Below are 25,111 nucleotides of genomic sequence, written 5' to 3'. Positions count from 1 at the left end.
CCCGGTGTGGGAGCGTTCTCCTCGTGATCGGACACGAGGACCTCGCGGTGCGGACGCTCGGCCCGTGCCGCATCGACTCGCCCCTGGCCGAGCGGCTCGCGGCCCGCGAGACGACGCAGCACTCGGTGCAGGAGGGGGACCGGGTCCTCTTCGACGACACCCTGTCGATGGCCGGCGCACGCGACGTGCCTGTCAGCGAGCTGCCGAGCCTGGAGCCCGGCGGGCCGCGCCAGCGCATCTACTTCGACCCGGCCAAGACCCGCGTCGGCATCGTCACCTGCGGCGGGCTGTGCCCCGGCCTCAACGACGTCATCCGCGGGCTGGTGCTCGAGCTGTGCCGCCACTACGGCGTGCGCCGGATCGTCGGGTTCCGCAACGGCTACCGCGGCTTCATCCCGCGCTACGGCGAGGACGTCGTCGACCTGTCGCCGGACGTCGTGCAGCACATCGACGACGAGGGCGGCACCATCCTCGGCACCTCGCGCGGCATGCAGGACCCCGAGGAGATTGTCGACGCCCTCGAGCGGCTGGCGATCAACATCCTGTTCGTCATCGGCGGCGACGGCACGATCCGCGGGGCGATGGAGGTCGTCCGCGTGGTCCAGGAGCGCGGCCTGAAGATCGCCGTCGTCGGCGTGCCGAAGACGATCGACAACGACATCCCCTACATCGACCAGAGCTTCGGCTTCCAGACGGCGATGTCGGAGGCGACCAAGTCCATCCACGCCGCGAGCGTCGAGGCGCGCTCGGCGCCCGGCGGGGTCGGGCTGGTCAAGCTCATGGGCCGGCACTCGGGCTTCATCGCCTGCTACTCCACGCTGGCCAAGGACGACGCCGACTACGTGCTCATCCCGGAGGTGCCCTTCGCGCTGCACGGGGAGGGTGGCTTCCTCGAGCACCTGCGCCGCCGGGTGGAGGACCGCGGGCACGCCGTCGTCGTGGTGGCCGAGGGCGCCGGGCAGGAGCACATCGAGGAGCACGAGCCCGGCCGGGACGCGTCGGGCAACGTCCGGCTCGGCGACATCGGCCGGCTGATGCGGCGGCTGATCAGCGAGCACCTGGACAAGGCCGGGGTGGAGAACAACGTCCGCTACTTCGACCCGAGCTACGCCATCCGCAGCGTGCCGGCCAATCCCTACGACAGCGCCTACTGTCTGCGGCTGGCGCACGCCGCGGTGCACGCGGCGATGGCCGGGCGCACCGAGGTGATCGTGGCGCGGCGCAGGCGGCGGTTCGTGCACATCCCGATGGCGCTGGCCGTCAGCCGGCGCAACCACGTCGACCCGCTGGGCGACCTGTGGATGTCGGTGCTCGAGGCGACGGGGCAGCCGGTCCGCTTCGGCTGAGCCACCCGCGCGGGTGAGGGGCGGCGGTCCGGCTGCAGGACCGCCGCCGTCCTGCCGATGCCGTCTGCGTCAGGTGGAACAGCCGGCCAGACGACGGGACACCGCCATGCCGCGGCACGGACGCAGGACCTCCTCGCGGACCCCGGTCCGCCTGCTGGCGACGGCGGCGATCGCCGTCCTCGTCGCGCTGGTTCCCGGTGCCGCCGCCGCGGCGCCCAACCGCTCCGACCCGCCCGACGTCGTCCCCGTCCTGGACTGCGTCCTCACCCGCGCCGACGGCAGCTGGACGGCGGTCTTCGGCTACGACAACCGGACCGGCACGACCGTGACCATCCCGGTCGGCCCGGCCAACCAGGTCACGCCGACCCGGTACGGCACGCCGCAGCCCACGACCTTCGAGCCCGGCCTCCGGCGGGGCGTGTTCGCGGTGACCGTCACCGGCGGCGGCGGACCCATGTGGCACCTGGGCAGCACGAACCTGGCGGCGCGCCAGGGCGACGCGGCGTGCCCGCCGTCGACCCAGATGCCCGCGGACGGCAACGGCGCCGGCCTGCCGATCGTGCTCGCCGCCGCCGGGGGAGCCGCCGCGCTCCTGCTCGCCCGCGCCCGCCGGAGGGCCGTCGCACCGAGCGCCTGAGAGGTCGTCCGACCGGGTTGACACTGTCGTCGCTGACGTCGAATAATCGTCGTCAGCGTCAACAACCCGGGAGGACCGTGTGGCCGTGCACCGCATCGGGCTCGTCGTGCCGAGCTCGAACGTGACCGTGGAGACCGAGATGCCGGCGCTGCTGGCCCGGCACCCCGACGCGTCGTTCTCGTTCCACTCCAGCCGGATGCGCATGACGGCGGTCAGTCCCGCCCAGCTGCGGGCGATGAACGCCCAGCGCGAGCGCTGCGTCCTCGAGCTCGGTGACGCAGGTCCCGAGGCGATCCTCTACGCGTGCCTGGTGGCGCTCATGGCCGGCGGCCCCGGTGAGCACCAGCGCGTCGAGGCCGCCGTGGCCGAGCAGCTGGCGACCGGGGGCTCGGAGGCCCGCGTGCGCTCCAGCGCCGGCGCGCTGGTCGAGGCCCTGCGCGGTCTGGGGGCCCGTCGGGTCGCCCTGGTGATGCCCTACACGCGGCCGCTCGCGGAGCAGGTGGTCGCCTACCTGGAGGCCGAGGGTCTGACGGTCGCCGACTGGCGGGCGCTCGAGGTGGCCGACAACGCCGAGGTGGGCTGCATCCCCGGCGACCGGGTGATGGCAGCGGCCCGCGAGCTGGACCTGTCCGCTGTCGACGCCCTCGTCCTGTCCTGCTGCGTGCAGATGCCGTCCCTGTCCCTGGTCGAGCCGGCCGAGCAGGAGTTCGGCATCCCGGTGCTGTCGGCCGCCACCGCCGGCGCCTACAGCCTGCTGCGCGCCCTCGGTCTGCCCGTCGACCTCCCCGGTGCCGGCAGCCTCCTGCGGGCCGACCGCGTCCCCGTCCCCGCCTGACCGCACCCCAGCCGAACCCGAGGAGGATCCCGTGAGCGAACTCCCGCACCGGGTCCGCGGCGTCGACCACGTCGCCTACCCGACCTTCGACCCCGCCGGCACGGTGCGCTTCTACCGTGACGTCCTGGGCTTCCCCGTCGTCCACTCCATCTGTGCCGCCGGCTGGGGCCCGGAGCGGCACCCGGACTTCATCCACTTCTTCTTCGACATCGGCAACGGCGACCGCCTCGCCTTCTTCTACTACTTCGGCCTCGAGCCGTTCGGAGGCGGCCCCCAGGGCGACGCGTACTCCCGCTTCGCCGAGGACGTCCCGGTCTACTTCATCCGGTCCCGCCACCTCGCCATCCACGTCGACAGCGAGGAGGACCTCCTCGAGTACCGCCGGCGGCTGGACGGCAGCGAGTGGCCGGTGGAGATGCAGATCCAGCACGAGACGATCGAGTCGATCTACACGCACGACCCGAACGGCTACATGATCGAGATCACGCGGGCACTGAGGCCGGTGACCCCGCAGGAGGACCTCGACGCGGCCCTGACGATCGACGCGCTCGTCGACGTCGTGTCCGGGCCTGACCCCAGCATGGCGGCGCTGCTCACCCGCAAGGCCGAGCTGATCGTCGAGCGGGCCGCGGCGTGGGAGGAGCAGCACGCCGCGCGGGCCACCGCCGAACAGGCGTCGGTCCCGGAGGTGGCGCGGCCGTGACCACGTTCTACGTCCTCGACGTCCCGGAGAACGTCTCCGTGGCCACGGTGGCCGGGCAGGGACCCGACGTCACCGTCGCGCGGGTGGGGCCCTACTTCGAGATCAGCGCACCGGGCGCGATCGTCGTCGACCGCCGGGCCACCGGGTGCCGGCACGCCGTCTGGTACTCCTGCGTCGCCGGGTTGCGCGGTGCTCGCGTGACGCAGCAGGACAAGGACGCGCTCCGCGTGGAGCCGGTGTGACCGGCACCGCCGAGCGGCTCGGGGCCGGGCGCTGGATCGCCGCGGCCGAGCCCCCGGCCGCCACCGTCACCACCGCGCACGAGCTGCGGACCGCCGACGGCGCGACCGTGACCGGGCTCCTGCGGACCGTCCCCGGCGCGCGCACCGTCGTCTGCCTCGCCCACCCCCGGCAGGACGTGTCCCACCACGTGCTCGTCCCCGAGCTCCTGGCCCGCGGCTTCGCGGTGTGGACGCAGGGCAGCCGGTCGGTCAACAACGACCTGGCGCTGGTGCACGAGCAGACGGTCCTCGACATCGGCGCCGGCCAGGTCTTCCTGCGCCGGGCGGGCTTCCACGACGTCGTCGTCCTCGGCCACTCCGGCGGCGGGACGCTGTTCGCGCTGTACGCCCAGCAAGCCGGTCTGGCGCCGGCCGGGCGGATCTCCGCAACCCCCACCGGACGGCCGGTGCCGCTGGCCGACGCCGACCTCCCGGTTCCTGACGGGGTGGTCTTCATGGCGCCTCACCCCGGCCAGGGTGCGCTGCTGGCCCGGCTCGTCGACCCCTCCGTCACCGACGAGCGCGACCCCCTGTCGGTCGACCCGGCCCTCGACCCCTACGACCCGGACAACGGCTTCGCGCCACCCGGGGAGACCTCGAGCTACGCGCCGGAGTTCGTAGCCCGCTACCGGGAGGCGCAGGCGGCGCGGATCGCGCGCCTGGACGCAGTCGCCCGCGGGCTGGCGGACGAGGCGGACGCAGCCCGCCGGCGGTCGCGGAGCTCGGAGGACCCGCGCGACCGGCGTGCCGCCCTGGCGCCTCGGTTGCTCACGGTGTTCCGCACCGACGCCGACCTGCGCTCGGTCGACCTCTCCCTGGATCCCAACGACCGGCCGTACGGGTCACTGTTCGGCCGGCGGCCCGACCTGACCAACTACGGCCTGCTCGGCTTCGGCCGGCTCAGCACCCCCGACGCCTGGCTGTCCACCTGGTCGGCGACCACCACCCGTGCCGACTTCCTCCGCTGCGCCCCGGACGTGTCGGCGCGCACGCTGCTGGTCGAGCTGACCGGCGACCAGGCCTGCTTCCCGCGTGACGTCGACGCCATGACCGCCGCGCTCGGCGCCGACGACCTCACCGTGCGGTCCGTGCGCGGCACCCACTTCGGCGGTGCCGTCGCCGACGGCGAACCGACCGGCGCGAGCCTGGCCGCCGCGGAGATCGGCGGCTGGCTCGAGGAGCGCTTCTCCCGCTGAGCCCGGCGGTCCCACCCGGCCCGCCCTCCCGCCCCCGGCCTCGCCGGGCAGGCGGCGCGTCCCCCTGCACCGGCCCGGCAGTCGCGGGCCCCGTCTTCGATGGAGAAGGCATGTCCGCACATCCCGCGAGCCCCCGGACCGGGGCGTCGGCGACCGTCGTCGCGCTGTGCTTCCTGGCGCTCGTCCTCGAGGGCTACGACCTCCTGATGTACGGGACGGTCGTGCCCGCCCTGCTCGCCCACGGGCCGTGGGGCCTGGACGCGCCTGCGGTGGGCGTCCTCGGCTCGCTGGCAGCCTTCGGCATGCTCGTGGGTGCGCTGGCCGCGGCGGCCGTCGGGGACCGGTGGGGCCGCCGCCGGACCATCCTGGTCAGCGTCTGCACGTTCTCCCTGGCCATGGCGGGGTGCGCGCTGTCGCCGACCCCGGAGGTCTTCGGCGTCTCGCGCTTCCTGATCGGTCTCGGCGCCGGAGCGCTCATGCCCACGGCGGTGGCCATCCTCGTCGAGTTCTCCACCCCGGGCCGGCGTACCCGGACCGCGGCGCTGGGCTTCGCGGGCGTCGGCGTGGGTGGCATGCTCGCCGGCCTGCTCGCGCTCTGGCTGGTGCCCGCGTTCGGCTTCCGGGGCATGTTCGCCGCCGGGGCGGTGCCGCTGCTCGTGGTGCTGCCGCTGATGCTGCGGTACCTGCCCGAGTCGCCGGCCTTCCTGCTCGCCTCGGGGCGCCGGGAGGAGGCGGCCCACGTCGCCGCGCGGTACGGCGTCCCCCTGGTACCGCCCGGTCCGGACGCGGCAGGGACCGCGGCGGCCCGCGGTGGACTGCGGGCGCTGTTCTCGGACGGGCGCGCCGCGATGACGGTGTCGTTCTGGGTCGCCACGTTCTTCTGCCTGCTGGTGCTCTTCGGCGTCGCGTCGTGGCTGCCGGCGCTCATGACCGCCGCCGGCTACGGCCTGCAGTCCTCGCTGTCGTTCGTCCTGGTCCTCAACGGCGGCACCGTCGTGGGGGCGCTCGGGGCCTCCGCGCTGGCCGACCGCTGGGGTGCCAAGCCCGTCACGGTCGCCGCCTTCGGGGCGGCGGCGGTGTCGCTGGCTCTGCTGAGCCTCGCGCCGCCGACGTGGGCGGTGTACCTGCTCGTGGCCGTGGCCGGCTTCGGCACCACCGGCACGCAGATCCTGCTCAACGCCTTCGTGGCCGTCTCCTATCCGGCCGCTGTGCGCACGACGGGACTCGGCATGTCGCTCGGCGTCGGCCGGGTGGGCGCCATCCTCGGCCCGACCTACGGCGGGCTGCTGGTCGCGGCGGGTCTCGGCCTGTCGTGGCAGTTCCACGCGTTCGCGCTGCCCGCGGCCCTCGGCGGCGTGGCCGCGGCCCTGGTGCCCGCGCGTCGGGCGGCCGGCCGGGTCCGCTCCACCGAGGCAGCGGTGCCGGCGGCAGGAGCGGTGCGTTGACAGTGTCATCGGCAACGTCGAATACTCGACTTGCGCGTCAACACGTCTCGGGGAGGTCAGGGTGGAGCTGAGGAGGGTCGCCGTCCTCGGCGGCGGGCCCGGTGGGCTGTACGCCGCCCGGCTGCTCAAGCTCGCGCAGCCGGGGTGCGAGGTCGTCGTCCACGAGCAGGGCGTGCCGCACGAGACCTTCGGCTTCGGCGTCGGGCTCGCCGCGGGCACGCAACGCAACCTCGAGGCCGCCGACCCGGCCAGCCTGCGCGACATCGTCGCCGGCGGGCACCGCCACGACATGCAGATGCGCGTGCGCGGGCAGGCCACCACGGTCGGCAACGACGCCCTGATCGGCATCGCGCGGACGCGGCTGCTCGCCGTCCTGCAGCGGCACGCCGAGGAGTCCGGCGTCGTCCTGCGGTTCGGGGAGCGGGTGCGGGCCGACGAGCTCGACGCCGACCTGGTGATCGCCGCCGACGGCGTCAACAGCGCCACCCGCACGGCCCGCGCGGAGGAGTTCGGGGCCACGGTGGAGACGGGCGCAGGCCTCTACCTGTGGGCGGCCACCGACTTCGCGCTCGACCACGCCCTGTTCGAGCCGGTGGAGACCGAGGCCGGCACCTTCGTCACGCACGCCTACCCCTACCAGGACGACCGCAGCACGTTCCTCGTCGAGACCGACGAGCGGACCTGGCGGCGGGCCGGCCTGGACGCCGGCGCGCGGGGCCTGGCGCGGGACGCCAACGACGAGGCCAGCCTGCGCCACCTCGAGGGTGTCTTCGCCGCGTCGCTGCGCGGTCACCCTCTCATCGGCAACCGCACCCAGTGGCTCCGCTTCCGCAGGGTCACCGCGCGACGGTGGCACAGCGGCACCGTGGTGCTGCTCGGCGACGCCGCCCACACCGCGCACTACTCGATCGGCTCGGGGACCAAGCTGGCCATGGAGGACGCCATCGCGCTCGTCGACGCCCTGGGTGCGTCGGGCGACGTGCCCTCCGCGTTCACCGCCTACGAGGCGGTGCGGCGCCCCGCCGTCGAGCGGCTCCAGGGCCTCGCCCGGCGCAGCCAGCTGTGGTGGGAGAGCTTCCCCGACCGGCTCGACGAGCCGGTCGACCGGCTGATGGTGGCCTACATGTCGCGGGCGGGGAACGTGCCGCTGTCCCGCTTCGCGACGAGCAGCCCCGACGTCGTCGCCCGCGCGCTCGCCGACTACGCGGGCTCCCCGGCCGAGGGGCTCCCCGCCGCCGGCCTCGACGAGTGGGTGCTGGACCGGCCGCTGGAGCGGGCCGGCCGGGTCCTCGCCTCCCGGCGGGCCGACCCCGCCGAGCTGCCCGAGGTCGTCGACGGCGACGACGCCCCGCCCGGCACCCTGGCCCGGCTCGTGGCCCCACCCGGCAGCGCGTGGTCGTCGGCGGGGGACGCGCTGGCCCGGCGCGCCGGCGAGCTGGCCGCCCGCGGGTGCGCCGGTCTGTGGCTCACCGGCCCGGCCGGGCGGGAGGCCGTGCTCGACCGCCTCGACCTCGCCGAGCGGGTCCGGCGGGTGACCGGCCTGCTGACGGTCGTCTCCGTGCCCGCCGAGCTGCGCGCCGACGCGGCCGCCGCGCTGGTCAGCGGCCGCACCGACCTCGTCGACCTCACCGACGGTGAGGCCGCCTCCCCCCGCACCCTGCAGCCCGTGCTGTCCGGCTCCCGAGGAGAGACCGATGTCCGTCCCGGCGCCTGAGCGGCCCCGCTCGACCCTGCGCGCGGGCGTCGTCCCGTACCCGGACGACGCCGTCCGGCGGTACCGGGAGGCCGGCCTGTGGGGCGACCGGACCCTGGTGCAGGAGTTCCAGCGGGTCGCCGCCGCACACCCGCAGGTCGTCGCGCTGGTCACCGACGCGGGCACGCTCACCTACGCGGAGCTCGACGCCCGCACCGACCTCATCGCCTGCGGGCTGGGCGAGCTGGGGCTGCGCCCCGGTGACCCGGTGGTGTTCCAGGTGACCAACCGGCAGGAGACGGTGCTCGCCTGGTACGCCACCCTGAAGGCCGGCCTGCTGCCGGTCTGCGCGCTGGCGCACCACCGCGGACACGAGATCTCGCAGATCAGCCGGCTCGTCGGCGCGGTGGGGCACCTGGTGGAGGCGGGGACGCGGGGCTTCGACCTCGTCGCCTTCGGCCGTGAGCAGGCGCAGGACCATCCCACCCTGCGCCACCTGCTCACCGTCGGCGCCGCCGCGGACGCCGGCACCGTCCGCCTGGAGGACCTGGGCCGGGACGCCGACCCCACGGTGGCGCGGGCCCGGGTCGACGCCGTGCAGGCGGGCATCGGTCCCGACGACGTCGCCGTCCTCCAGCTGTCCGGCGGCACCACCGGGGTGCCCAAGGTGATCCCCCGGCTGCACGCCGAGTACTGGTACAACGCCCTCGCCTACGCCTCCGCGTGGGGCTGGAACGCCTCCAGCCGAGTCGCCCACCTCATCCCGGTCGTGCACAACGCCGGCATCGTCTGCGGGCTGCACGGCCCGCACAGCGTCGGCGGCACCCTGGTCCTGGCCTCTCCCGACCTGGACCGGGCCCTGCCGCTCATGGCGGCGGCGGGGGTGACCGACGTGCTGTTCGGGCACGGCCACTACGGCGTCATCGACCACCCGGGCCTGGCCGCCGTCGTGCCGACGCTGCGCACCGTCGTCCTGAGCGGGGCGAAGGTGAGCGCGGAGCTGTTCGACCGCTTCGAGGCGCTCGGCCTGTGGACCGGGCAGCTGTTCGGCATGGGGGAGGGGATGTTCGCCGTCACCTTCCCCGGCGCGCCCCGCCGGGCGCGCAACGAGACGGTCGGGACGCCGCTGTCCCCGCTCGACGAGGTCCGCGTCCTGCGGCCGGACTCCGAGGACGAGGTGCCACCGGGCGAGGTGGGGGAGCTCTGCGCGCGCGGGCCCTACACGATCCGCGGCTACCTCGCCGCCCCGGAGCACGACGCGCGGGCGTTCACCGGCGACGGCTTCTACCGCACCGGCGACCTCGCCCGGCTGGTGGACATCGACGGTGGCCGCTACCTGGCCGTCGAGGGCCGGATCAAGGACGTCATCAACCGCGGCGGCGAGAAGGTCAACGCCGAGGAGGTCGAGCAGCTGCTCGTGCGGCACCCGGCGGTCGCGGCCGCCGCGGTGGTGGCGGTGCCCGACGAGCGGCTGGGCGAGCGGGCCTGCGCGGTGCTCGTGGCCGACGGTGACCCGGTGGACCTCGCCGAGCTCCGGCGGCACCTCGAGGCGCTGGGCGTCGCGAAGTACAAGTGGCCCGAACGGCTGGAGTGGCGCACGGAGCTGCCCCGGACGCAGGTCGGCAAGCTGGACAAGAAGCGCCTGCGGGCCGAGGTGGCCGGCGGCCCGCCGCCCGGCTGACGCCGGCGGCCACCGATCTCAGCCGCCGAGCAGCCGCTCGAGGTAGTCGAGGTCCTGGCGCAGCAGCGACAGTGCGCGCGCCGGGCCCTCGCCCTCCCCGGCCCGGGAGTCGGCCTCGGCCAGTGAGGCGACGGCCATGTCCGCGATCTGCCCGGCCACCGCCTCGTCCTGCTGGCCGGGCCGGTGCCACCAGGCCACCCAGTTGCACATGCCGATGACGCCGAGGGCGGCGACACGGGCGTCGACCGGGCGCAGCCGGCCGGCGGCGATGCCGTCCTCGATCACCGCCGTGAACTCGCGGAGCACCCGGCGCCGGCCACGCGCGTAGACGTCGGCGAGTGACTCCGGCAGCTCCGCCTCCGACCGGATGAGCAGCCGGAACCGCTCCGGGGAGCGCGCCATCCGCAGCGCGACGGCGTGGGCCATGTCGCGCAGCCGCTCCAGCGGCGGGCGGTCGGCGTCGGCGTTGATGCGGTGCAGCTCCTCGGCCGGGCCCTCGGTGAGCTCCTGCACGAGCCGGGACAGCAGGTCGTCCTTGTTGCGGACGTAGTGGTAGAGCGCCGGCCGGGTCAGGCCCGTGGCCTCGGCGATGTCCTGCAGGCTGGTGGCGGCGAAGCCGCGTTCGGCGAACAACCGGGTCGCCTGCTCGAGGATCTGGGCCTCGACGAGGTCGCGCCGGGCGTTGGGCCGTCCTTCGGGTGCGCTGCTCACCGGCAGCTGCCTCCTCCGCGTCGTCCGGGCGCAGTGTCGTCCGGCTGCAGGTGTCGTCGGGGTGCGGGTGTCGTGCGGGTACGGACCGCACCTGCGCGACCCGACGCCGGGAGCCTAGTGGCGGGTGCCGCCCGCCCCCGTCACACACCGCGGGGCCGTGCGCGCCCGGGTACCCCGGACGCGCACGGCCCCGCGGCCGGACGTCAGCCGGCCGATGGCGCCGCCGTCAGCAGGCGGGCCAGGTCGAGTGCGTGGTCCTCGTGGTCGGCCGGGACGACGCCCGACCACACCGCGGTCCAGCAGCCCGGGCAGCAGAACTGCCGGAACACGACCTCGTCGTCGACGTAGAGCGCGGGGTCCGACGTCACCTGCGGACCGGCCGCCGACGACGGCCCGTCGAAGCGGGCCAGCCGCAGCCGGCCCTCCGCGCGGGCGTCCCCGAGCACCTGCCCGCAGTGGGCGCAGCCCACCACCGGCGCTCCGTCGTGCCGGGCCTCGACGAGGTTGTCGTCGAGGCGGCGGGCGCCGGCGAGGTCGACGGTCGCCTGCGGCCCGGGCCCGGCCGGCGCTGCCCGGTGCCGTCGACCCGCGCGCAGCTCCTCACGGCGGGCCCGGGTGGCCTCCTGGTCGACCCGCCCACCGCTGAGGACGACGCCGTACACCTCCTGCGCCCCGTGCTCGGTGACCTTGTACTCGCGGACGTCCCGCGCCACGGCCTCCGGGTCGCGCAGCAGGGGGTCGCCGTACCCGCCGCCACCCTGCCAGTGCATGTAGAACACCTCGCCGGGCGCCAGGTGGCTCTCGGCGTAGCAGGCGCCGAACTCCTGCTGCCCGCCGACCTCCGCCAGCGTCGTGGGGAGCTCGCCGGCGGCCAGCCGCTCGGCCATGCCGGCGCCCCGCGCCAGCACCTCGACCCCGGTGTTGCCCGGCAGACCGCCGGCGAGGCCGTTGTTCTGCGCCACCGACTTGCCCGCCGAGGCCAGCACCAGGCCCATCGGGACGCTCGTGCCGTAGGGCGTGACCGCCATCGACGCGCTGACACCGCCGCGGTGCCGGCCCGGGCCGCCGGAGTCCGGCTCCTCCCGCCGCCACAGGGTCAGCAGCGGGTAGAGGAACTCGGTCATCTCGGTGTCGGGGATGCGGCCCATCGGGATGCAGAACAGTCCACCGGTGTCCATGCCGTCGGCGCCCGGGCGGGCGCCGTAACCGCCGGCCATCGGCTCCATGAGCAGGTTGAGGAAGGGCACCGGCTGGGAGCCGCGCTCGTCGAGCCCGGCGAGCACCGCGGTGTCCCAGGTGCCGCAGCAGGTCGCCTGCACGCTGCGCTCGTGGTCGACCGAGCGGTCGAGCATCTGCGACAGGCACTCCGCCACCAGCGAGCCGGTCAGCCAGGCCGGGCCGATCGGGCCCCGGCTGACCGCGGCCGGGAAGGTCGCGTTGTTGAGGGTGCCCTCCTCGGACACCAGGTCGAAGCAGCGCATGAGCCCGCCGGCCGCCCAGGGGATGTCCCCGGCGAGCAGCGGCAGCACCGCCGACACGACGCCGCCGCGCATGCCGGCGTAGGTGCAGTTGACGACGCCGGACTGCGGGCCGGTGCCGGTGAAGTCGAACGTCAGGTGGTCGTCCCGCTTGGTCATGGCCACGGTGATCCGGTGCAGGCTGCGGTCGCCGGCGTGCGACTGGTCCTGGTAGCCGCTGGCCCGCCACGTGCCGTCGGGCAGGCGGCGCAGCTTGTCGCGCAGCCGCTGCTCGGCGTCGGCCATCATCCGCTTCATCACGGCCTTGACCGTGTCGGCGCCGTACTGCTCGATGACGCTGAGGAGGCGCTGCCGGCCGATGGAGTTGGCGCCGATCTTCGCCCGCAGGTCCAGCCCGACGAGCATGGGCACCCGGGAGCGGCGGACCCACAGGTCGGCGACGTCGTCCTGCAGCTGGAAGCCGCGGACCACCTTCACCGGCGGGGTGGGCAGCGCCTCGGAGAAGACGTCGGTGGCGCTGGGGGAGAACGACCCCAGGCCGACGCCGCCCAGGTCGGGCTCGTGGGCGATGGCGCTGGTCCAGGCGAACAGCTGCCCGTCGTGGAAGACCGGCTGGTAGACGATCACGTCGTTCTGGTGGAGCCCGCCGCCGACCCACGGGTCGTTGCACAGGAACATGTCGCCCTCGGCGATGCCGGGGTTGGCGGCCCGGTGCCGCAGCGTCCAGTACACGGCGAGGTCGACGGCCCCGACGAGCATCGTGTTGTAGAGCCCGACCTGCACCTCCTGGCCGAGCTCGTCGCCGATGGCGAAGTCGAAGTCGTTGGCGTCGGTGACGATCGGCGACCCGGACATGCGCTTGAGCGCCTCGCCCATCTCGTCGGTGACCGACCACAGGCGGTGCCGGACCACCTCGTAGGTGAGCGGGTCCAGGGCGTCGATCTGCTCCTGGCTGACGGTGTGCAGGGGCAGTGACGCCGGGAGCGAGGCCGCGAGCTCGTCCGGGTCCACGGGCCGGCTGCTGAACCGCTCGGAGCCGGGGATCGGCATGGTCATCGGGAGGACTCCTGACGGGGCGTGATGGACAGGTTGCCGAGCCGGTCGACGGTGCCGGTGCGCCCGGCGGGGACGACGACGGTGGTGGTGGGGACCTCGACGATCGCCGGGCCCTCCAGGACGTGGCCGGCGCGCAGGGCGCGGTAGTCGTAGACGGGGGTGTCCACCGGGCCGGCGCCGTCGGCCAGGTCCACCGGCCGGCTGCCGGTGCGGGCTGCCGACGGGTCCGCCGACCCCGCCCGCGCCAGCTCCGGCAGGCGGGGGGAGAAGGGCAGCACGCCGGTGCCGCGCACGCGGAAGGTGATCGCCTGGATGCCGGCCGCGGCGAAGCCGCTGCCCTCGCCGTACAGCTCGGCGTAGCGGCGCTCGAAGGCGCGGCCGGCCTGTGCGACGACGGCGTCGTCGACCGGGCCGCCGGGCACCGGCACGGCGAGCTCGGCCAGCTGCATGGTGAAACGCATGTCGATCTCGCGGTCGAGGGAGACGGCGGTGTACCGGACGCCCTGCCGGTCCAGTGCCTCGCGCACCTGGGTCTCGAGGTCGGCGAAGGCCTTCTCCACACGCACCGGGTCCAGCGGCATGGCCGCGGGGTCGGACAACTCGGCAGCGACGACGATGTCGGAGGAGGCCAGCCCGTAGGCGGAGAACGCCGACGCCACGGGGCCGAGCGGCACCACGACCTCGGCCACCCCGACCTCGGCGGCGTAGGCCGCGCAGTGGGCGGGGCCGGCACCACCGAAGGCGTAGAGCACGAAGTCCCGCGGGTCGTGCCCGGCCTCGACGACGGTCTTGCGCAGCAGGTCGCCGGTCTGGGCGTTCTGCACGGCGTGGATGGCCGCGGCGGCGTCCTCCACCGACAGGCCCAGCGGCTCGGCGATGCGGGTGCGGATCGCCTCCCGCGCCCGCTCGAGCGACAGCGGCTTGCGCCCGCCCAGCAACCCCCGCTCGGGCAGGATGCCGAGCACGAGGTTGGCGTCGGTGTTGGTCGGCTCGGTGCCGCCCTGGTCGTAGCAGGCGGGGCCGGGGACGGCCTGCGCGCTGTGCGGCCCGACCTGCAGGTTGCCGCCGGCGTCGAGCCAGGCGATGGCGCCGCCACCCGAGCCGATGGCGTGCACCTCGAGGGTGGGCACGTTGACCGGGTGGTGGTTGATGACCGTCGTCGTCGCCCGCACCGGCTCGCCGTCGACGACCAGGCCGACGAGGAAGGTGGTGCCGCCGACGTCGGTGGAGATGACGTTGCGGTGGCCGAGCTGCTGTCCCAGGGCCACCGAGCCGACGACCCCGCCGGTGAGGACCGATCCCACGGTGCTGATGGCGGTGGCCGGCGCCTGCCGGGCGGCCACCGCGCCGCCGTTGCTCTGCATGACCAGCAGCGGCCCGCGCAGCCCGCGCTCGCGCAGTCCGTCCTCCAGGGTGCCCAGGTAGTCGCGGAGACCCGGGCCGATCTGGGTGCTCATGATCGTCGTCGCGTTGCGGGCGTACTCCCGGATGCGCGGGCTGACCTCGCTGGAGAGGGAGACGAACACCTCCGGGTCCATCTCGTGGACCAGCTCGCGCAGGCGCCGCTCGTGCGCCGGGTTGCGGAAGGACCACAGGAGCGAGACCGCGATGGCGCGCAGGCCGTCGTCCAGCAGCGCCCGGATCGCCGCGCGTGCCTGGTCCTCGTCGAGCGGGACGACGACCTCGCCGTCGCGGTCGATGCGCTCGGTCACCTCGAGCGCGTGCCGCTTGGGCAGCAGGCCGTGCGACTTGGTCTGGCCGAGGACGTGCTGCAGCTCGTGCGGCGAGCTGCCGAGGTACCGGCCCTCGACGTTCATGATGTAGATGGAGTCGCGGTGGCCGCGGGTGGTGAGGAAGCCGACCGGCGGCACGTTCCCCATCACCAGCGCGTTGAGCGACGACGTCGTGCCGTGCGCGATGTGGTGGGTGTCGGTCAGCACGTCCTCCAGCGGGCGGCCGAGCTGCTCGGCCAGGACGCCGAGGACGTCGAGCACGCCGCGGGAGTAGTCCGGCGGCGTCGAGGGTGCCTTCGCCGCGATGATCGTCCCGGCGTCGTCGTCCAGTACGGCGTCGGTGAACGTCCCCCCGACGTCCACCCCGATCACATAGGCCACGGTCGGCTCCTTCGCTCGGACCTGCGTCGGGGCGGCGAGCACCGTCCCGTTTGACGAATGCGTAGATTTTTCGACGTGCGCTTCGTCACGTCAAGGGGGGATCGTCCGCGACCGCCAGGACGTCCGTCCCGCCGAGGTGGCTGCGACGCCGGCACCGACGTCGCCGGGCGGGGCGTCACCGGCGGGTACCCGTCCAGCGCGGGACCGCCGCGGAACACGTGGCCCTGGGGGTGCGCGGCGGTCCCGCGCGCCGTCCGGTCGATCTCGACGGAGGCGTCGAGACTTGGACGAGTGAGTTGAGAACCGGCTGCATCGCGGGCAGGCTCGCAGCATGACGACAGCACGCGACCTGCTCGAGCTCATCTCGGAGTACGTGACGGCGAAGGACGAGGACGCGCCCGCCGACCGGCTGCAGTCGATCGCGCAGCGCTTCGACGTGGCGCTGGGAGAGGTGCTCCTCGACCGGACGTCGCTCCCGATGGAGGGCTGACCCGCCCGGTCCGCGGCGCGCTCAGGAGCGGGGCGCCCCCGTGCGGCGGCGCAGTTCCGCGACCAGCCGCTCGCGGCCCAGCGCGAGGTGGCGCCGGTAGGTGCCGTAGGGCACGCCGAGCCGGCGGGCGGCCGCCTTGTGGGTGCGGGAGGCGGAGATGAACGTGGTGGTGAGCGCCTCGTGCGCGCGCACGCCGGCCGGGTCGCTGGGCAGCGCGTCGAGAGCGGTGGTGAGCGCGGCGCGCAGGTCGGCGACGGGGTCGGGGGAGTCCGCCGGCACCAGGGGCGAGCCGAGCAGGGGGTTGGTGGCGAACTCGCGCGGCGCGTGCCAGGTGCGCAGTGCCTCCAGGACGGCCGCCTCGAACGCGGCGCCGGTCAGGACGTCGCCGTCGTCCCCCGGTGGGCGCCCCGCCGGTGCGGCGGTCACGGGCGCGGCCGCCGCCCGGGCCCGCAGCTCCACCCACCGCTCGACCGGCTCGCGGCGCCAGTCGCGGCCGAAGACGTGCTGGCGGCGGCCGCCGACGTCCACGGCCGCCACCTCCGCCAGCCGCGCGGCGGCCAGGTAGGCGCCCCAGCGGCCGGCGTCCTCGAAGACGGTGGCGGTCACCGCCCGCCCGCGCGCCCGCATCTCGTCGGCGATCGTCCGCCGGCCGATGAGGTCCATGACCGGCGAGGGCTGCTGGTGCCAGGCCGGCTGCACGGCGAACCGGCGGATCGCCAGGTGCTCGCCGGGCCCCAGGGGCGCGGTGTCCGCCACGTGCGCCCAGAGCGCGGCCATCACCGGGTCCGCGGCGAGGTCCTCCGGATCGGGCTCCTCCATCCGCAGCACCGCCATGAACGCGACGGGCCGCGCGGAGCCGGCGTACCGGTAGACGCGGAACCCGTCCGGCCGGCGCCGCAGCCAGTGCTCCGCGATGCGCGCGGACTCCGGGCCCTCCGCCTCCGCGGCCATGCGCAGCACGTCGGGGACGTCGGTGGGGGTCAGCGCGGTGTCCTCGACGTGCGGGTGGGCGCGCCAGTCGTAGAGCTCGTCGACGCCGGTCTGGTCGCGGAACAGGAACATCCACTCGGCGACGCGGAGCAGGGCGTCGTCGTGGGAGGCCGCGCGCACCGCGTCCAGCAGGGCGGCCGAGACGCGCACCCGGACGTCGTCGTAGCGCGCCGGGTCCCGCCAGCGCAGGTCGGCCTCCAGGGTGGCCCGCACGGCGTCGTGCGGGTGCAGGCCCTCGGCGGTGGCCTCGACGTAGGGGAGCTGGCGCAGCCACGCGAACAGCTCCGCGGTGTCCTCCCCGCCCAGCACCGCGCGCAGCAGCGACTCCCGCGTCACGTACGCCTGGGCGACCACCTCCAGTGCCCGCCGGTGGGCGGGCCCCGGCACGTCGCCCACCAGCCGTTCGACCAGCGTGGTCAGCACGTCGCCGGTGGGCTCCCACGGCGCGCCCGTCGCGGGGCTCCCGGCGGAGACGGTGGCCGCGAGCGACAGGGCGAGCGGGCTGCCGCCGGCGAACGCGGTCAGCCGGGACCGCTGCGCCGGGGCGACGCCGCGGGAGGCGAGCAGGGCGGAGGACTCGGCCGGCTCCAGCGGCCGCACGGGCAGCTCGCAGAACAGCGACGACCAGCCCGGGTCCAGCGACCACTCCGGATCGGGGGTGCCCCGCCCGGCGATGACCACGAGCGCGTCGTCGGCCAGCCGGAGCAGGAACGTGTCGCGCAGCCACGGCTCCAGCGGCCGGCAGTGCTCGAAGGAGTCCAGCAGCAGGACGGTGCCCGGCTGCACGCACGCCAGCGCGGCGGCCTCCTCGAAGCGCCGCGGCTCGGCGTCGAGGAAGCGGACGTCGAGGTGCACCACCGGGCGCCCCGCCCGCTCCGCCTGCCGGGCGGCGTGGCGCAGCAGCGTCGACTTGCCGATGCCGCCGGGCCCGTGCAGGTAGACGACGACCGGGGCGCCGTCGCTGCCGGCCACCGCGGCGTCGATCACGGCGCGCTCGCGGTCGCGGCCCACGAGCGCCTCCGCCCGCGCCGCGGCCAGCCTGCTGCCCAGTCCCGTGCTCACCCGGCTCCTCTCGCCGCCGTCCATGATCGCGCGCCGGGGTCCGGGTCCGGGAGGACGCACCCGGACGGGGTGGGCACCGGTGGGCACGGGTGGGCACCCGCGGGCGTGGCGACCGGGCAGCGGCGCGGCGCAGGGTCGGTCCCAGCAGGACGGCGTCGCCGTCCTCCCGACCCGGGGAGCACCCGTGACCGTCCCGTTCCTCGCCCCGCGGCAGGACCAGCAGCAGCTCGAGTGGATCGGCGGCAGCACGGTGAGCGTGCTGCTCGACGCCGCGGCGACCGGCGGCGCGCTCACCGTCGCCCGCCTCGACGTCGAGCGGGACGACGCCTCGCCGTTCCACCTGCACACCCGCGAGGACGAGGTGTTCGTCGTCGTCTCCGGCGAGGCCCTGGTGTGGGCCGGCGAGGAGCGGCACGAGCTCGGCGAGGGCGGCGCGGTCTTCCTGCCGCGCGGCATCCCGCACGGCTACCGGATCACCTCCGACTCCGCCGACCTGCTGCTCGTCGCCACCCCCGGCGGGCTGGAGCAGATGTTCCGCCACGCCGGCCGCGACCGGCGCGAGCCCCGCCCCGACGGCTTCGCCATCCCCCCGGAGCTGCTCGCCGAGGCCGCCGACCTGAGCGGCAACGTCGTCCTCGGCCCGCCCCGCTGACCTCGTCCGACCCGAGAGGAAGACCCATGAAGGCAGTCCGTTTCCACGAGTTCGGCGGTCCCGGCGTGCTCCGCCACGAGGACGCCGAGCAGCCCGTCCCCGGCCCGGGGCAGGTGCGCATCCGGGTCGCCGGCACGTCGTTCAACGGCGTCGACGCGAACATCCGCGGCGGGAACATGCAGGGCCCCATCCCGGTGACGCTCCCGCACACGCCGGGCATCGACGTCGCCGGCACCGTCGACGCGCTCGGCGAGGGGGTCACCGGCCCCGCCGTCGGCGACGCCGTCGTCGGGTTCCTGCCCATGACCGAGGACGGCGCCGCGGCCGAGTACGTCCTGGCCCCGGCCGACGTGCTCGCCGCCGCACCGACGACGGTCCCGCTCGCCGACGCCGCCGCGCTGCCCATCGTCGGGCTCACCGCGTACCAGGCGCTGTTCGAGCACGCCGGCCTGCAGCCGGGGCAGCGGGTGCTGGTCAACGGCGCGGGCGGCGCGGTCGGCGGCTACGCCGTCCAGCTCGCCCGGGCGGCCGGCGCGCACGTGATCGCCACGGCGAGCCCGCGCAGCGCCGACCGGGTGCGGGCCGACGGCGCCTCCGAGATCGTCGACCACACCGCCGGCGACGTCGCGGCCGCGGTTCCCGAGCCGGTCGACGTGGTGCTCAACCTGGCGCCGGTGGAGCCGGAGCAGCTCGCCGCGCTCGCCGGGCTGGTCCGGGACGGCGGCGTCCTGGTCAACACCACCGTCTGGATGCCGGCGCCGTCGGACGAGGCGCGCGGGGTCCGCGGGATCGACCTGTTCGTCCGCAGCGACGCCGCCCAGCTGGCCGAGCTGGTCGCCCGGGTGGACCGCGGCGAGCTGCGGGTCGACGTCGCCGAGCGGGTGCCGCTGGCCGGGCTCGCCGACCTGCACGCCCGGGCCGCCGACGGCGGGATCAGCGGCAAGGCCGTCGTCGTCCCGGGCTCCTGAGGCGGGCCGGCCGGGCGCGCGTGCCCCGTCTCACGGGGGCGACCGCGGGGGTGCGCGCCCGGCCGGCTGGGACACTCGTCGGGGAGACGCCCAGCCCGAGGAGAGCCGCACACCCCATGCCCACCGACCTCGCCGCCGTCCTGTTCGACATGAACGGGACACGGCGTGTCGGCTGTTGACTGTCGTCAACGAAACTGCAGGTCAGCGCCCTAGTCGCTGATTGATCCGGGCGTGTCGTGACGGGTCATTTCGCGTCCTGATGTGTACCCGATGTGTACCCAAGATCGTTGAGGCGGGGCTGGCGCGGCCCGGTTCTCCTCCGGTTGATGCCACCGAGTTCGATGGCACCTGTGCGGCATGACGTCCCGGCGCGGTCGGGTCGGGACCGATGATGCTGGTCGTCAATCCAGCGTTCGACATCCCGACGACGCGGCACCACACGCTCCGGTCGCTGGACTGGCACTCCTCCGGTCGTCCTCCGGTCGTCCTGCGGTCGCTGAGTACACCGCCGAGTCTCGGCAGCACGACTCGGTCGTCATCGACACCAGGACCACGCGCGCGTAGCAGCGGTGCGGGATCGGTGCCCGAGCCTGCGCCGGTCCCTCGTCGCCGGCGGCACAACGCCCCGTCACGAGTCACGCTGATGGTGCCCACGCCACACTCGGAGGGCTCATCGAGGCCGGCTGAGCGCAGGGCCGGCCTCTCGTCTATGGCGGGTCGTCACAGCGGTCGGGTCCGGTCGCCACTTCGTTCGTGGGCGAGTCGCCCGGTCGACGGTTCGCTCGAGGCCTAGCCAACCGCCGGGCGCCTGTTGACGCTCGGGGCATGACGGTGGCGGCGGACCGCGGGCTGACGGCCGAGCGGCGGGCCGCGGCCGTGCGTCGCTCCGCTGAAGCGCTGCGACAGGCTGCTGCCACACTGCAGCTGGTGGCGTACAGCTACGACGAGGTCGCGGCCGCCGCGGGCGTCGCCGCGGACGGTCAGTCGCGCGGGCCCGATCGGGACCGGGCGGCTTCGGCGCGCGTGCGCGCTGATGCTGCACGCTGCCTGGCGCGGCGGATGTGGGCGAGAGCCTGCGCACCCACGTCCGACCCGCACTGACCCGCACTGACGAGCAGATCCCCGGTAGGCGAACCGACACCCCCTCGGGGCGCAGTGGCGATGCGGTTCTTCCAGCGGGGCTCCCGACCTGCCTGTTGGCTCCATCCGGGTGGCCGCGCGCGGTCCTGTCCCGGACGGGCGGGGTGCCGCTGAGCAGAGGCGAGGTGCGCGCGGTGCCCTTCGACGAGGCAGCGAGGGCACCGGTGGGCGGAACGGCCGACGACGTGAGCGACGCGCGGACCACGGTGCCGACGGACCGGTATGAAGCGGCGGCGCGACGCGCCGCCGCGGCGGCGCGGGCCCGCCGCATCGCGGCCGAACTCGCCGCCGATGCCAGCGCCTGTCAGCGGCGGGCGGAGGCACTGCGCCGGGACCTGGAGGCCCGCCGGCTGCAGACCGCACGGATGTGATCAGGTGCGCAGGGTGTGGCTGGGCAGCACCCCGTAGGCGGCGCGGTAGTGCTCGGTGAACCTGCTGGGGGTGAAGCCCCAGCGCGCGGCGACGGCGGTGACGGTGACCCCGTCGCCGGAGGTGGCGTCGCGTAGCTGGCGGTGTGCCTCGGCGAGGCGGGCCCGGCGCAGGTAGGCGGTCGGCGTCGTCCCGAGGTGGCGGCGGAACGCCAGCTGCACCGCGCGGGGGGTCACGCAGGCGGCCCGGGCGATGTCGGCGACGGAGAGGTCGAGGTCGGGGTTGGCCTCGATGTAGGCCACTGCTCGGCGCAGTGTGCCGGGGTGGGCGTCCACCCGGTCGGCCGGCGCCTGTGCCGGTTGCAGGGTGTGGGGGAAGGCGGTCACGGCGGTCGCGGCGAGCAGCCGGCCCGCAGGACCGAGGAGCAGCGGGGATGCGGCCGTCTCGGGTCCGGCGAGCAGGTCGTCGACGAAGCGGGCGACGTGCCGCCATCGGGCAGCTCCGCCGGGGGTGGCCTGCGTGGCGGTGAACCGCCACGGCTCGTTCGTGGTGGGAGTGCCCCGGGCGACGTCCGTGAGCAGTGACCGGGGAAGGGTGACGCTGAGGGTCCGGGCCTCATGACTGTCGGCGACGGCTCGGGTGTCGGGGTCATTGGCGATGAACACGTCGCCGGGCACATACCGCTCGAGCTCGTGCCCGCGGTCGTACCCGATGGCACCGGCGAGGACCACGGAGACGAGGACGTCGTCCTGGCCGGCCAGGTCGAACGTGAGGTCGGCGGGCACCGTGACATCGCTGATGCTGAACGCACCCGCGTCCAGCATCTTGACGCTGGCCTCCCACCTGGTGTCCGGGGATGCCTTGAGCTGCAGCCGGCCGCCGAAGAGGCTGTCGATGAGCTCTCGCGCCTCGCCCGGGTCGGACGTGGCGAACTGGGTGCGCCGGGGCGCTGTAGTGGTCCGGGCGGTCATACCTGTCCTCCGGAAGCCAGGGGCGGCGGTCTCAGGTACGCAGGGTGTGGCTAGGGAGCACTCCGTAGGTGGCGCGGTAGTGGGCGGCGAACCGGTCCGGCTTGGCGAAACCCCACCGGCCCGCGATCACCGCGACGGTGTCCCCGGCCGTGGGGTCGGCGGCCTGCAGTTCCCGGTGCGCGCCTTCCAGCCGTACCCGCCGCATGTAGCCCGTGGGGCTGAGTCCGAGGTGGCGGGCGAAGGCGAGCTGCAGTGCCCGCGGGCCGACCCCGGCGGCGCGGGCGACGTCGGTGACGGTGATCGGCAGCGAGGCGTGCGCGTCGATGAACGCCACAGCCCGGCGCACCACCGCCGGTGCGACCGATCCGGCGCGGGGCAGGCGGGCCGAGGTCATCGTGGTGTTCGGGAACGTCGCCAGCGCGGTCGCGGCCACCAGCTCGGTCAGCTGCGCGGCGACCAGCGGCTCGGCCAGCCCGCTCACCGGATCGGCCATCTGCTGGTGCACGAATCGCATCAGGCCCAGCCAGGTGCGGCGCATCGATCCGGACACCGGGCTCATCCCGTCGAACCGGACGTCGGCGGGGGGCACGCCCAGCCGCTCCTCGGCCACCCGCTCGACCACCGCCAGCGGCAACCGCACGATGCTCACGTCCATGTCGTCCCACTCACCGCTGAACGCCAGACCGATCGGGTGCCGGAACACCACGCCCGGCCGCGTGATGATCTCGTCCCGGCCGGCCACGTACCGGCACTCACCGCTCACCGGACTGACCACCACCAGATCGCTCAGCGGAGCGATCACGCAGCGCATGCCTGCTGTGAACCGCAGCCGGTCCGCGCCCAGGCGACCGGCCGTCGCCGACCGGAGCTCGCAGATGAACGACCTGCGGACGCCGGAGAACGCGTGTGGGCGCTCTGAGCGGTAGAGCTCGGTAAGCACGGCCTGGGCGACATCCGGCTCCCGAATGGACAAGTCGACGACCTCGACCGGCATGACGCGACTCCGGGGTGCGCGGATATGGGGCCGTGGCTGGGCCGTCACCGGCAGCGCCGGCCCGGCCGACCGTAGTCGCTGCCACCCGCCATGCGAAGCCCTTCGCCCATAGGCGTAGGGGCCGACTCGAGCGCGCATGACAGTCACTCACCGCACTGGAGCTCGACAGAACCGAGGCGACACACCTCATGCACTCCGGGCCGGCGAACTCGTGGTGACGGGTTTCGCCGGGGCGCGACCTCGACGGCTCGGCGGTGGAGCCGGTGACCGGTGGGGGTGCTGCTCCACCTCCACCACGGCTGGAGACACCACGTCGGACGCGGCATGACTTGCGTCATGCCGCCCGGGGCGGACCCGTGTACTCCGGGCCCGCAGTGTTCACCTGCGGCGGCACGACCGACGTCGCCGACCGGCCTCTTGGTGGACCCGGCTCCGCAGACACTGCAGGTCCGCGTCCGCGCGAGCCTGGTGCGCCCGGGCGCGGGCTGCCGCGCACCGGTCACGGACGGACACGGCACGGGCGCGCGTGCGGAACGCCGCCTGTCTGAGAGCCTCCCGTGAGTGGCGGTTCATGGCCTGCGACTCCTCTGTTCACATGGGCCGAGCGGCTGCTGCGCAGGTGTTCGGATCGATCGCCTCGCCTGCCGGGTCGTCGTGACCGGACGTGTGGCGTGGTGACATCGTCCCGTCGCCGTGCCTCCCTCGCGATGCACGTGGGATCACTGAGGGTCTGCGGAGGTGGAGACGTGCGCACTTCGTGACTCGACGACGAACCACGGCGACAGGCGACTCGTCCTGAGCTCCAACGCCACAGGAGCGAGCCGGCCCCGGCGGCCAGGCGCTGCCGTTGCCGGGTGGGCTTGACCGCGAGCGCTTCAGCTTCCGGTGCAGGCCGATGTGCTCAACGACGGTGGGCTCACCGTCCGCGTCCGCCAGGACCTCCGGCGGCTCCTCGACCTGCACGAGGGAGAGCGGGCGGCTCACCGACCACGCCGATCTGTACCGCCAGGTCGTGCATGGACGGAGGGGCTGTGCTCACGGTGCGGCCGCACGCCGCGTCCGCCGGTGCCACATGCTGCTGGGTCCGGCCGACCGGAAAGGACCAGGAGGACTCCTGCCGCCCTGCCGGAGATGTCCGCGCTCGGTGGGACGGTGAGTGAACACCCACCTGTGGGAGGGACCATGGCCAGCCTCGAGCGGCGCAGTCGTGCAGGCAGGGCGCGTTGGTACGCCCGCTTCCGTGACCCATCCGGAGTGCAGGTGGTCAAGGTGTTCGACCGGAAGGTCGACGCCGAGCGCTACCTTGCCACCATGGAGGCGTCGAAGCTCACCGGCAGCTACATCGACGCCAGGCGTGCTGCGGTCACCTTCGCGCAGTTCGCAGAGGAGCACTGGGCGGCGCATGCACCACTGCTGGCCGCGGACACCACTCGGCTGGTCAAACGGTCCCGGCTGGACCGGCACGTCCTCCCGGCGCTGGGGCGGCATCCGGTGGGCGCCCTCCGGCCCAGCCACGTGGCGGCGGCCGTCGGACGGTGGTCGCAGACACTCGCGCCGGGCACGGTCGGGCAGGTGCTGCGGCAGGTCCGGCAGGTCCTCGACGCCGCCGTCGCTGACGGACTGCTCGCCTCCAACCCCGCCAAGGCCGTCAGGGCGCCGGCGGCGCCGCGCCGGCGCGACGTGCACCTGACCGACGAGGACGTCGCCGCGGTCCTCGCCGCGACACCGGACCACTACCGCCCCCTGGTCATCGCGCTCGTCGGGCTGGGGTTGCGGATCAGCGAGGCCTGCGGACTGCGGGTGGAGGACGTCGACTTCCTGCGCCGCACCGTGCGCATCCGCCAGCAGCGACGCCCCGGAGGCGAACTCGGGCAGCTCAAGACCGGCTCCTCCCGGCGGGACGTCCCCGCCGACGACGTCGTCCTGCAGGCGCTGGCCGAGCAGATCCGCCAGCACCCTCGCGCCGACGGTCTCGTGTTCTCCAGTCGTACTGGAGGAGCGCTCACCAAGTCGGTGGCCGGCCACCTCTTCGACGACATCGAGCGGGCCGTCGGGTTCACCGTCTCGCCGCACTCGCTGCGGCACTTCTTCGGCGCGAGCCTCGTGTCTCGGGGGGTCTCCGTCGTCGCCGTCTCCCGCTGGCTGGGACACTCGGGACCGGAGATCACCTACCGCGTGTACGCGTATCTGAAGCCCGATGACGAGCTCGCGACGCGCGCGGCGATGGCCGACATCCTGTCCAAGATCAATCCTGATGTGTACCCGTTGTGTACCCGGGAGCCGTCCAGTTAGGGAAAAC

General features: G+C 74.7%; 21 protein-coding genes. 15 read left to right on the top strand and 6 right to left on the bottom strand.

The annotated features are described in order from the left end of the window. Positions 1–23: 23 nt before the first annotated feature. From BUE37_RS08915 to BUE37_RS08875, 9 genes are all read left to right on the top strand, one after another. The gene (locus BUE37_RS08915; protein ID WP_217651195.1) at positions 24–1,346 is read left to right on the top strand and encodes an ATP-dependent 6-phosphofructokinase; all 1,323 of its coding nucleotides are present in this window, start codon (positions 24–26) and stop codon (positions 1,344–1,346) included. 106 nt (positions 1,347–1,452) lie between these two features. After that, positions 1,453–1,983 carry a hypothetical protein gene (locus tag BUE37_RS08910; RefSeq protein ID WP_073419869.1) on the top strand — a complete coding sequence of 177 codons (531 nt, stop codon included), beginning with the start codon at positions 1,453–1,455 and terminating at the stop codon, positions 1,981–1,983. Positions 1,984–2,068: 85 nt separating this feature from the next. After that, on the top strand, positions 2,069–2,818 hold the full coding sequence (locus BUE37_RS08905) for a maleate cis-trans isomerase family protein (protein WP_217651194.1): 750 nt from the start codon (positions 2,069–2,071) through the stop codon (positions 2,816–2,818). A 31-nt stretch (positions 2,819–2,849) separates the two neighbouring features. Next, positions 2,850–3,521: a VOC family protein gene (locus BUE37_RS08900; RefSeq protein WP_073419867.1), complete on the top strand. Its 672-nt coding sequence runs from the start codon at positions 2,850–2,852 to the stop codon at positions 3,519–3,521. Continuing rightward, a complete protein-coding gene (locus tag BUE37_RS08895) occupies positions 3,518–3,763 on the top strand; it encodes a hypothetical protein (RefSeq protein ID WP_073419866.1) in 246 nt (81 codons plus the stop codon). The genes BUE37_RS08900 and BUE37_RS08895 overlap by 4 nt, the downstream gene beginning before the upstream one ends. Then, positions 3,760–4,998 (top strand): alpha/beta fold hydrolase, encoded by a 1,239-nt coding sequence (locus BUE37_RS08890; protein ID WP_073419865.1) that lies wholly within the window; start codon positions 3,760–3,762, stop codon positions 4,996–4,998. The genes BUE37_RS08895 and BUE37_RS08890 overlap by 4 nt, the downstream gene beginning before the upstream one ends. A gap of 110 nt (positions 4,999–5,108) precedes the next feature. After that, a complete protein-coding gene (locus BUE37_RS08885) occupies positions 5,109–6,443 on the top strand; it encodes an MFS transporter (RefSeq protein ID WP_175562827.1) in 1,335 nt (444 codons plus the stop codon). Positions 6,444–6,504: 61 nt separating this feature from the next. Next, the gene (locus BUE37_RS08880; protein ID WP_073419864.1) at positions 6,505–8,157 is read left to right on the top strand and encodes an FAD-dependent monooxygenase; all 1,653 of its coding nucleotides are present in this window, start codon (positions 6,505–6,507) and stop codon (positions 8,155–8,157) included. Further along, positions 8,138–9,817 (top strand): (2,3-dihydroxybenzoyl)adenylate synthase, encoded by a 1,680-nt coding sequence (locus BUE37_RS08875; RefSeq protein WP_073419863.1) that lies wholly within the window; start codon positions 8,138–8,140, stop codon positions 9,815–9,817. The genes BUE37_RS08880 and BUE37_RS08875 overlap by 20 nt, the downstream gene beginning before the upstream one ends. 18 nt (positions 9,818–9,835) lie before the next feature. Here the strand turns inward: BUE37_RS08875 and BUE37_RS08870 are convergent, their stop codons facing one another. The 3 genes from BUE37_RS08870 to BUE37_RS08860 form a co-directional block, all read right to left on the bottom strand. After that, positions 9,836–10,528, bottom strand: a complete 693-nt coding sequence (locus tag BUE37_RS08870) for a TetR/AcrR family transcriptional regulator (RefSeq protein ID WP_073419862.1) — start codon at positions 10,526–10,528, stop codon at positions 9,836–9,838. A 203-nt stretch (positions 10,529–10,731) separates the two neighbouring features. Then, complete coding sequence (locus BUE37_RS08865; protein WP_073419861.1) at positions 10,732–13,062, bottom strand: hydantoinase B/oxoprolinase family protein; 2,331 nt, start codon at positions 13,060–13,062, stop codon at positions 10,732–10,734. After that, positions 13,059–15,176: a hydantoinase/oxoprolinase family protein gene (locus BUE37_RS08860; RefSeq protein WP_073420669.1), complete on the bottom strand. Its 2,118-nt coding sequence runs from the start codon at positions 15,174–15,176 to the stop codon at positions 13,059–13,061. Before BUE37_RS08860 ends, BUE37_RS08865 begins: the two co-directional genes overlap by 4 nt. Positions 15,177–15,507: 331 nt before the next feature. Here BUE37_RS08860 and BUE37_RS23755 point away from each other — a divergent pair, with 331 nt between their 5' ends. Beyond that, positions 15,508–15,666, top strand: coding sequence for a hypothetical protein (locus BUE37_RS23755; RefSeq protein ID WP_175562826.1), 159 nt, complete (start codon positions 15,508–15,510; stop codon positions 15,664–15,666). A gap of 21 nt (positions 15,667–15,687) precedes the next feature. On the opposite strand, the gene BUE37_RS08855 is transcribed toward BUE37_RS23755, so the two are convergent. Further along, positions 15,688–17,718 (bottom strand): ATP-binding protein, encoded by a 2,031-nt coding sequence (locus tag BUE37_RS08855; RefSeq protein WP_217651193.1) that lies wholly within the window; start codon positions 17,716–17,718, stop codon positions 15,688–15,690. 184 nt (positions 17,719–17,902) lie between these two features. On the opposite strand from BUE37_RS08855, the gene BUE37_RS08850 reads away from it, so the two are divergent. The 4 genes from BUE37_RS08850 to BUE37_RS08835 all read left to right on the top strand — a co-directional run bounded on the left by BUE37_RS08850 (position 17,903) and on the right by BUE37_RS08835 (position 20,849). Continuing rightward, complete coding sequence (locus BUE37_RS08850; protein WP_073419859.1) at positions 17,903–18,370, top strand: cupin domain-containing protein; 468 nt, start codon at positions 17,903–17,905, stop codon at positions 18,368–18,370. Positions 18,371–18,396: 26 nt separating this feature from the next. Continuing rightward, the gene (locus tag BUE37_RS08845; RefSeq protein ID WP_073419858.1) at positions 18,397–19,338 is read left to right on the top strand and encodes an NADP-dependent oxidoreductase; all 942 of its coding nucleotides are present in this window, start codon (positions 18,397–18,399) and stop codon (positions 19,336–19,338) included. An 825-nt stretch (positions 19,339–20,163) separates the two neighbouring features. Continuing rightward, positions 20,164–20,439 carry a hypothetical protein gene (locus BUE37_RS08840; RefSeq protein ID WP_073419857.1) on the top strand — a complete coding sequence of 92 codons (276 nt, stop codon included), beginning with the start codon at positions 20,164–20,166 and terminating at the stop codon, positions 20,437–20,439. 173 nt (positions 20,440–20,612) lie between these two features. Beyond that, a complete protein-coding gene (locus tag BUE37_RS08835; protein ID WP_139252904.1) occupies positions 20,613–20,849 on the top strand; it encodes a hypothetical protein in 237 nt (78 codons plus the stop codon). Here BUE37_RS08835 and BUE37_RS08830 read toward each other — a convergent pair whose 3' ends face one another. Both BUE37_RS08830 and BUE37_RS24165 read right to left on the bottom strand, forming a co-directional pair. Beyond that, complete coding sequence (locus BUE37_RS08830) at positions 20,850–21,818, bottom strand: helix-turn-helix transcriptional regulator (RefSeq protein ID WP_073419855.1); 969 nt, start codon at positions 21,816–21,818, stop codon at positions 20,850–20,852. Positions 21,819–21,849: 31 nt separating this feature from the next. Continuing rightward, the gene (locus BUE37_RS24165) at positions 21,850–22,812 is read right to left on the bottom strand and encodes an AraC family transcriptional regulator (RefSeq protein ID WP_073419854.1); all 963 of its coding nucleotides are present in this window, start codon (positions 22,810–22,812) and stop codon (positions 21,850–21,852) included. A gap of 1,182 nt (positions 22,813–23,994) precedes the next feature. Here BUE37_RS24165 and BUE37_RS08820 point away from each other — a divergent pair. Continuing rightward, positions 23,995–25,104, top strand: a complete 1,110-nt coding sequence (locus BUE37_RS08820; RefSeq protein WP_175562825.1) for a tyrosine-type recombinase/integrase — start codon at positions 23,995–23,997, stop codon at positions 25,102–25,104. The last annotated feature ends 7 nt before the right edge of the window (positions 25,105–25,111 follow it).

Origin of the sequence: Geodermatophilus nigrescens, assembly GCF_900129495.1 — a bacterium.
GTDB lineage: Bacteria > Actinomycetota > Actinomycetes > Mycobacteriales > Geodermatophilaceae > Geodermatophilus > Geodermatophilus nigrescens.
The sequence above is the reverse complement of the archived record's forward strand: the minus strand, read 5'-3'. Positions and strand labels throughout refer to the sequence as shown.

Bases quoted from the DNA above. Each gene is read 5' to 3' on its own strand.
- BUE37_RS08875 (WP_073419863.1), top strand. From the start codon at position 8,138: ATGTCCGTCCCGGCGCCTGAGCGGCCCCGCTCGACCCTGCGCGCGGGC.
- BUE37_RS08845 (WP_073419858.1), top strand. From the start codon at position 18,397: ATGAAGGCAGTCCGTTTCCACGAGTTCGGCGGTCCCGGCGTGCTCCGC.
- BUE37_RS24165 (WP_073419854.1), bottom strand. From the start codon at position 22,812: ATGCCGGTCGAGGTCGTCGACTTGTCCATTCGGGAGCCGGATGTCGCC.
- BUE37_RS08820 (WP_175562825.1), top strand. From the start codon at position 23,995: ATGGCCAGCCTCGAGCGGCGCAGTCGTGCAGGCAGGGCGCGTTGGTAC.
- BUE37_RS23755 (WP_175562826.1), top strand. From the start codon at position 15,508: ATGACGACAGCACGCGACCTGCTCGAGCTCATCTCGGAGTACGTGACG.
- BUE37_RS08885 (WP_175562827.1), top strand. From the start codon at position 5,109: ATGTCCGCACATCCCGCGAGCCCCCGGACCGGGGCGTCGGCGACCGTC.
- BUE37_RS08830 (WP_073419855.1), bottom strand. From the start codon at position 21,818: ATGACCGCCCGGACCACTACAGCGCCCCGGCGCACCCAGTTCGCCACG.
- BUE37_RS08865 (WP_073419861.1), bottom strand. From the start codon at position 13,062: ATGACCATGCCGATCCCCGGCTCCGAGCGGTTCAGCAGCCGGCCCGTG.
- BUE37_RS08910 (WP_073419869.1), top strand. From the start codon at position 1,453: ATGCCGCGGCACGGACGCAGGACCTCCTCGCGGACCCCGGTCCGCCTG.
- BUE37_RS08840 (WP_073419857.1), top strand. From the start codon at position 20,164: ATGACGGTGGCGGCGGACCGCGGGCTGACGGCCGAGCGGCGGGCCGCG.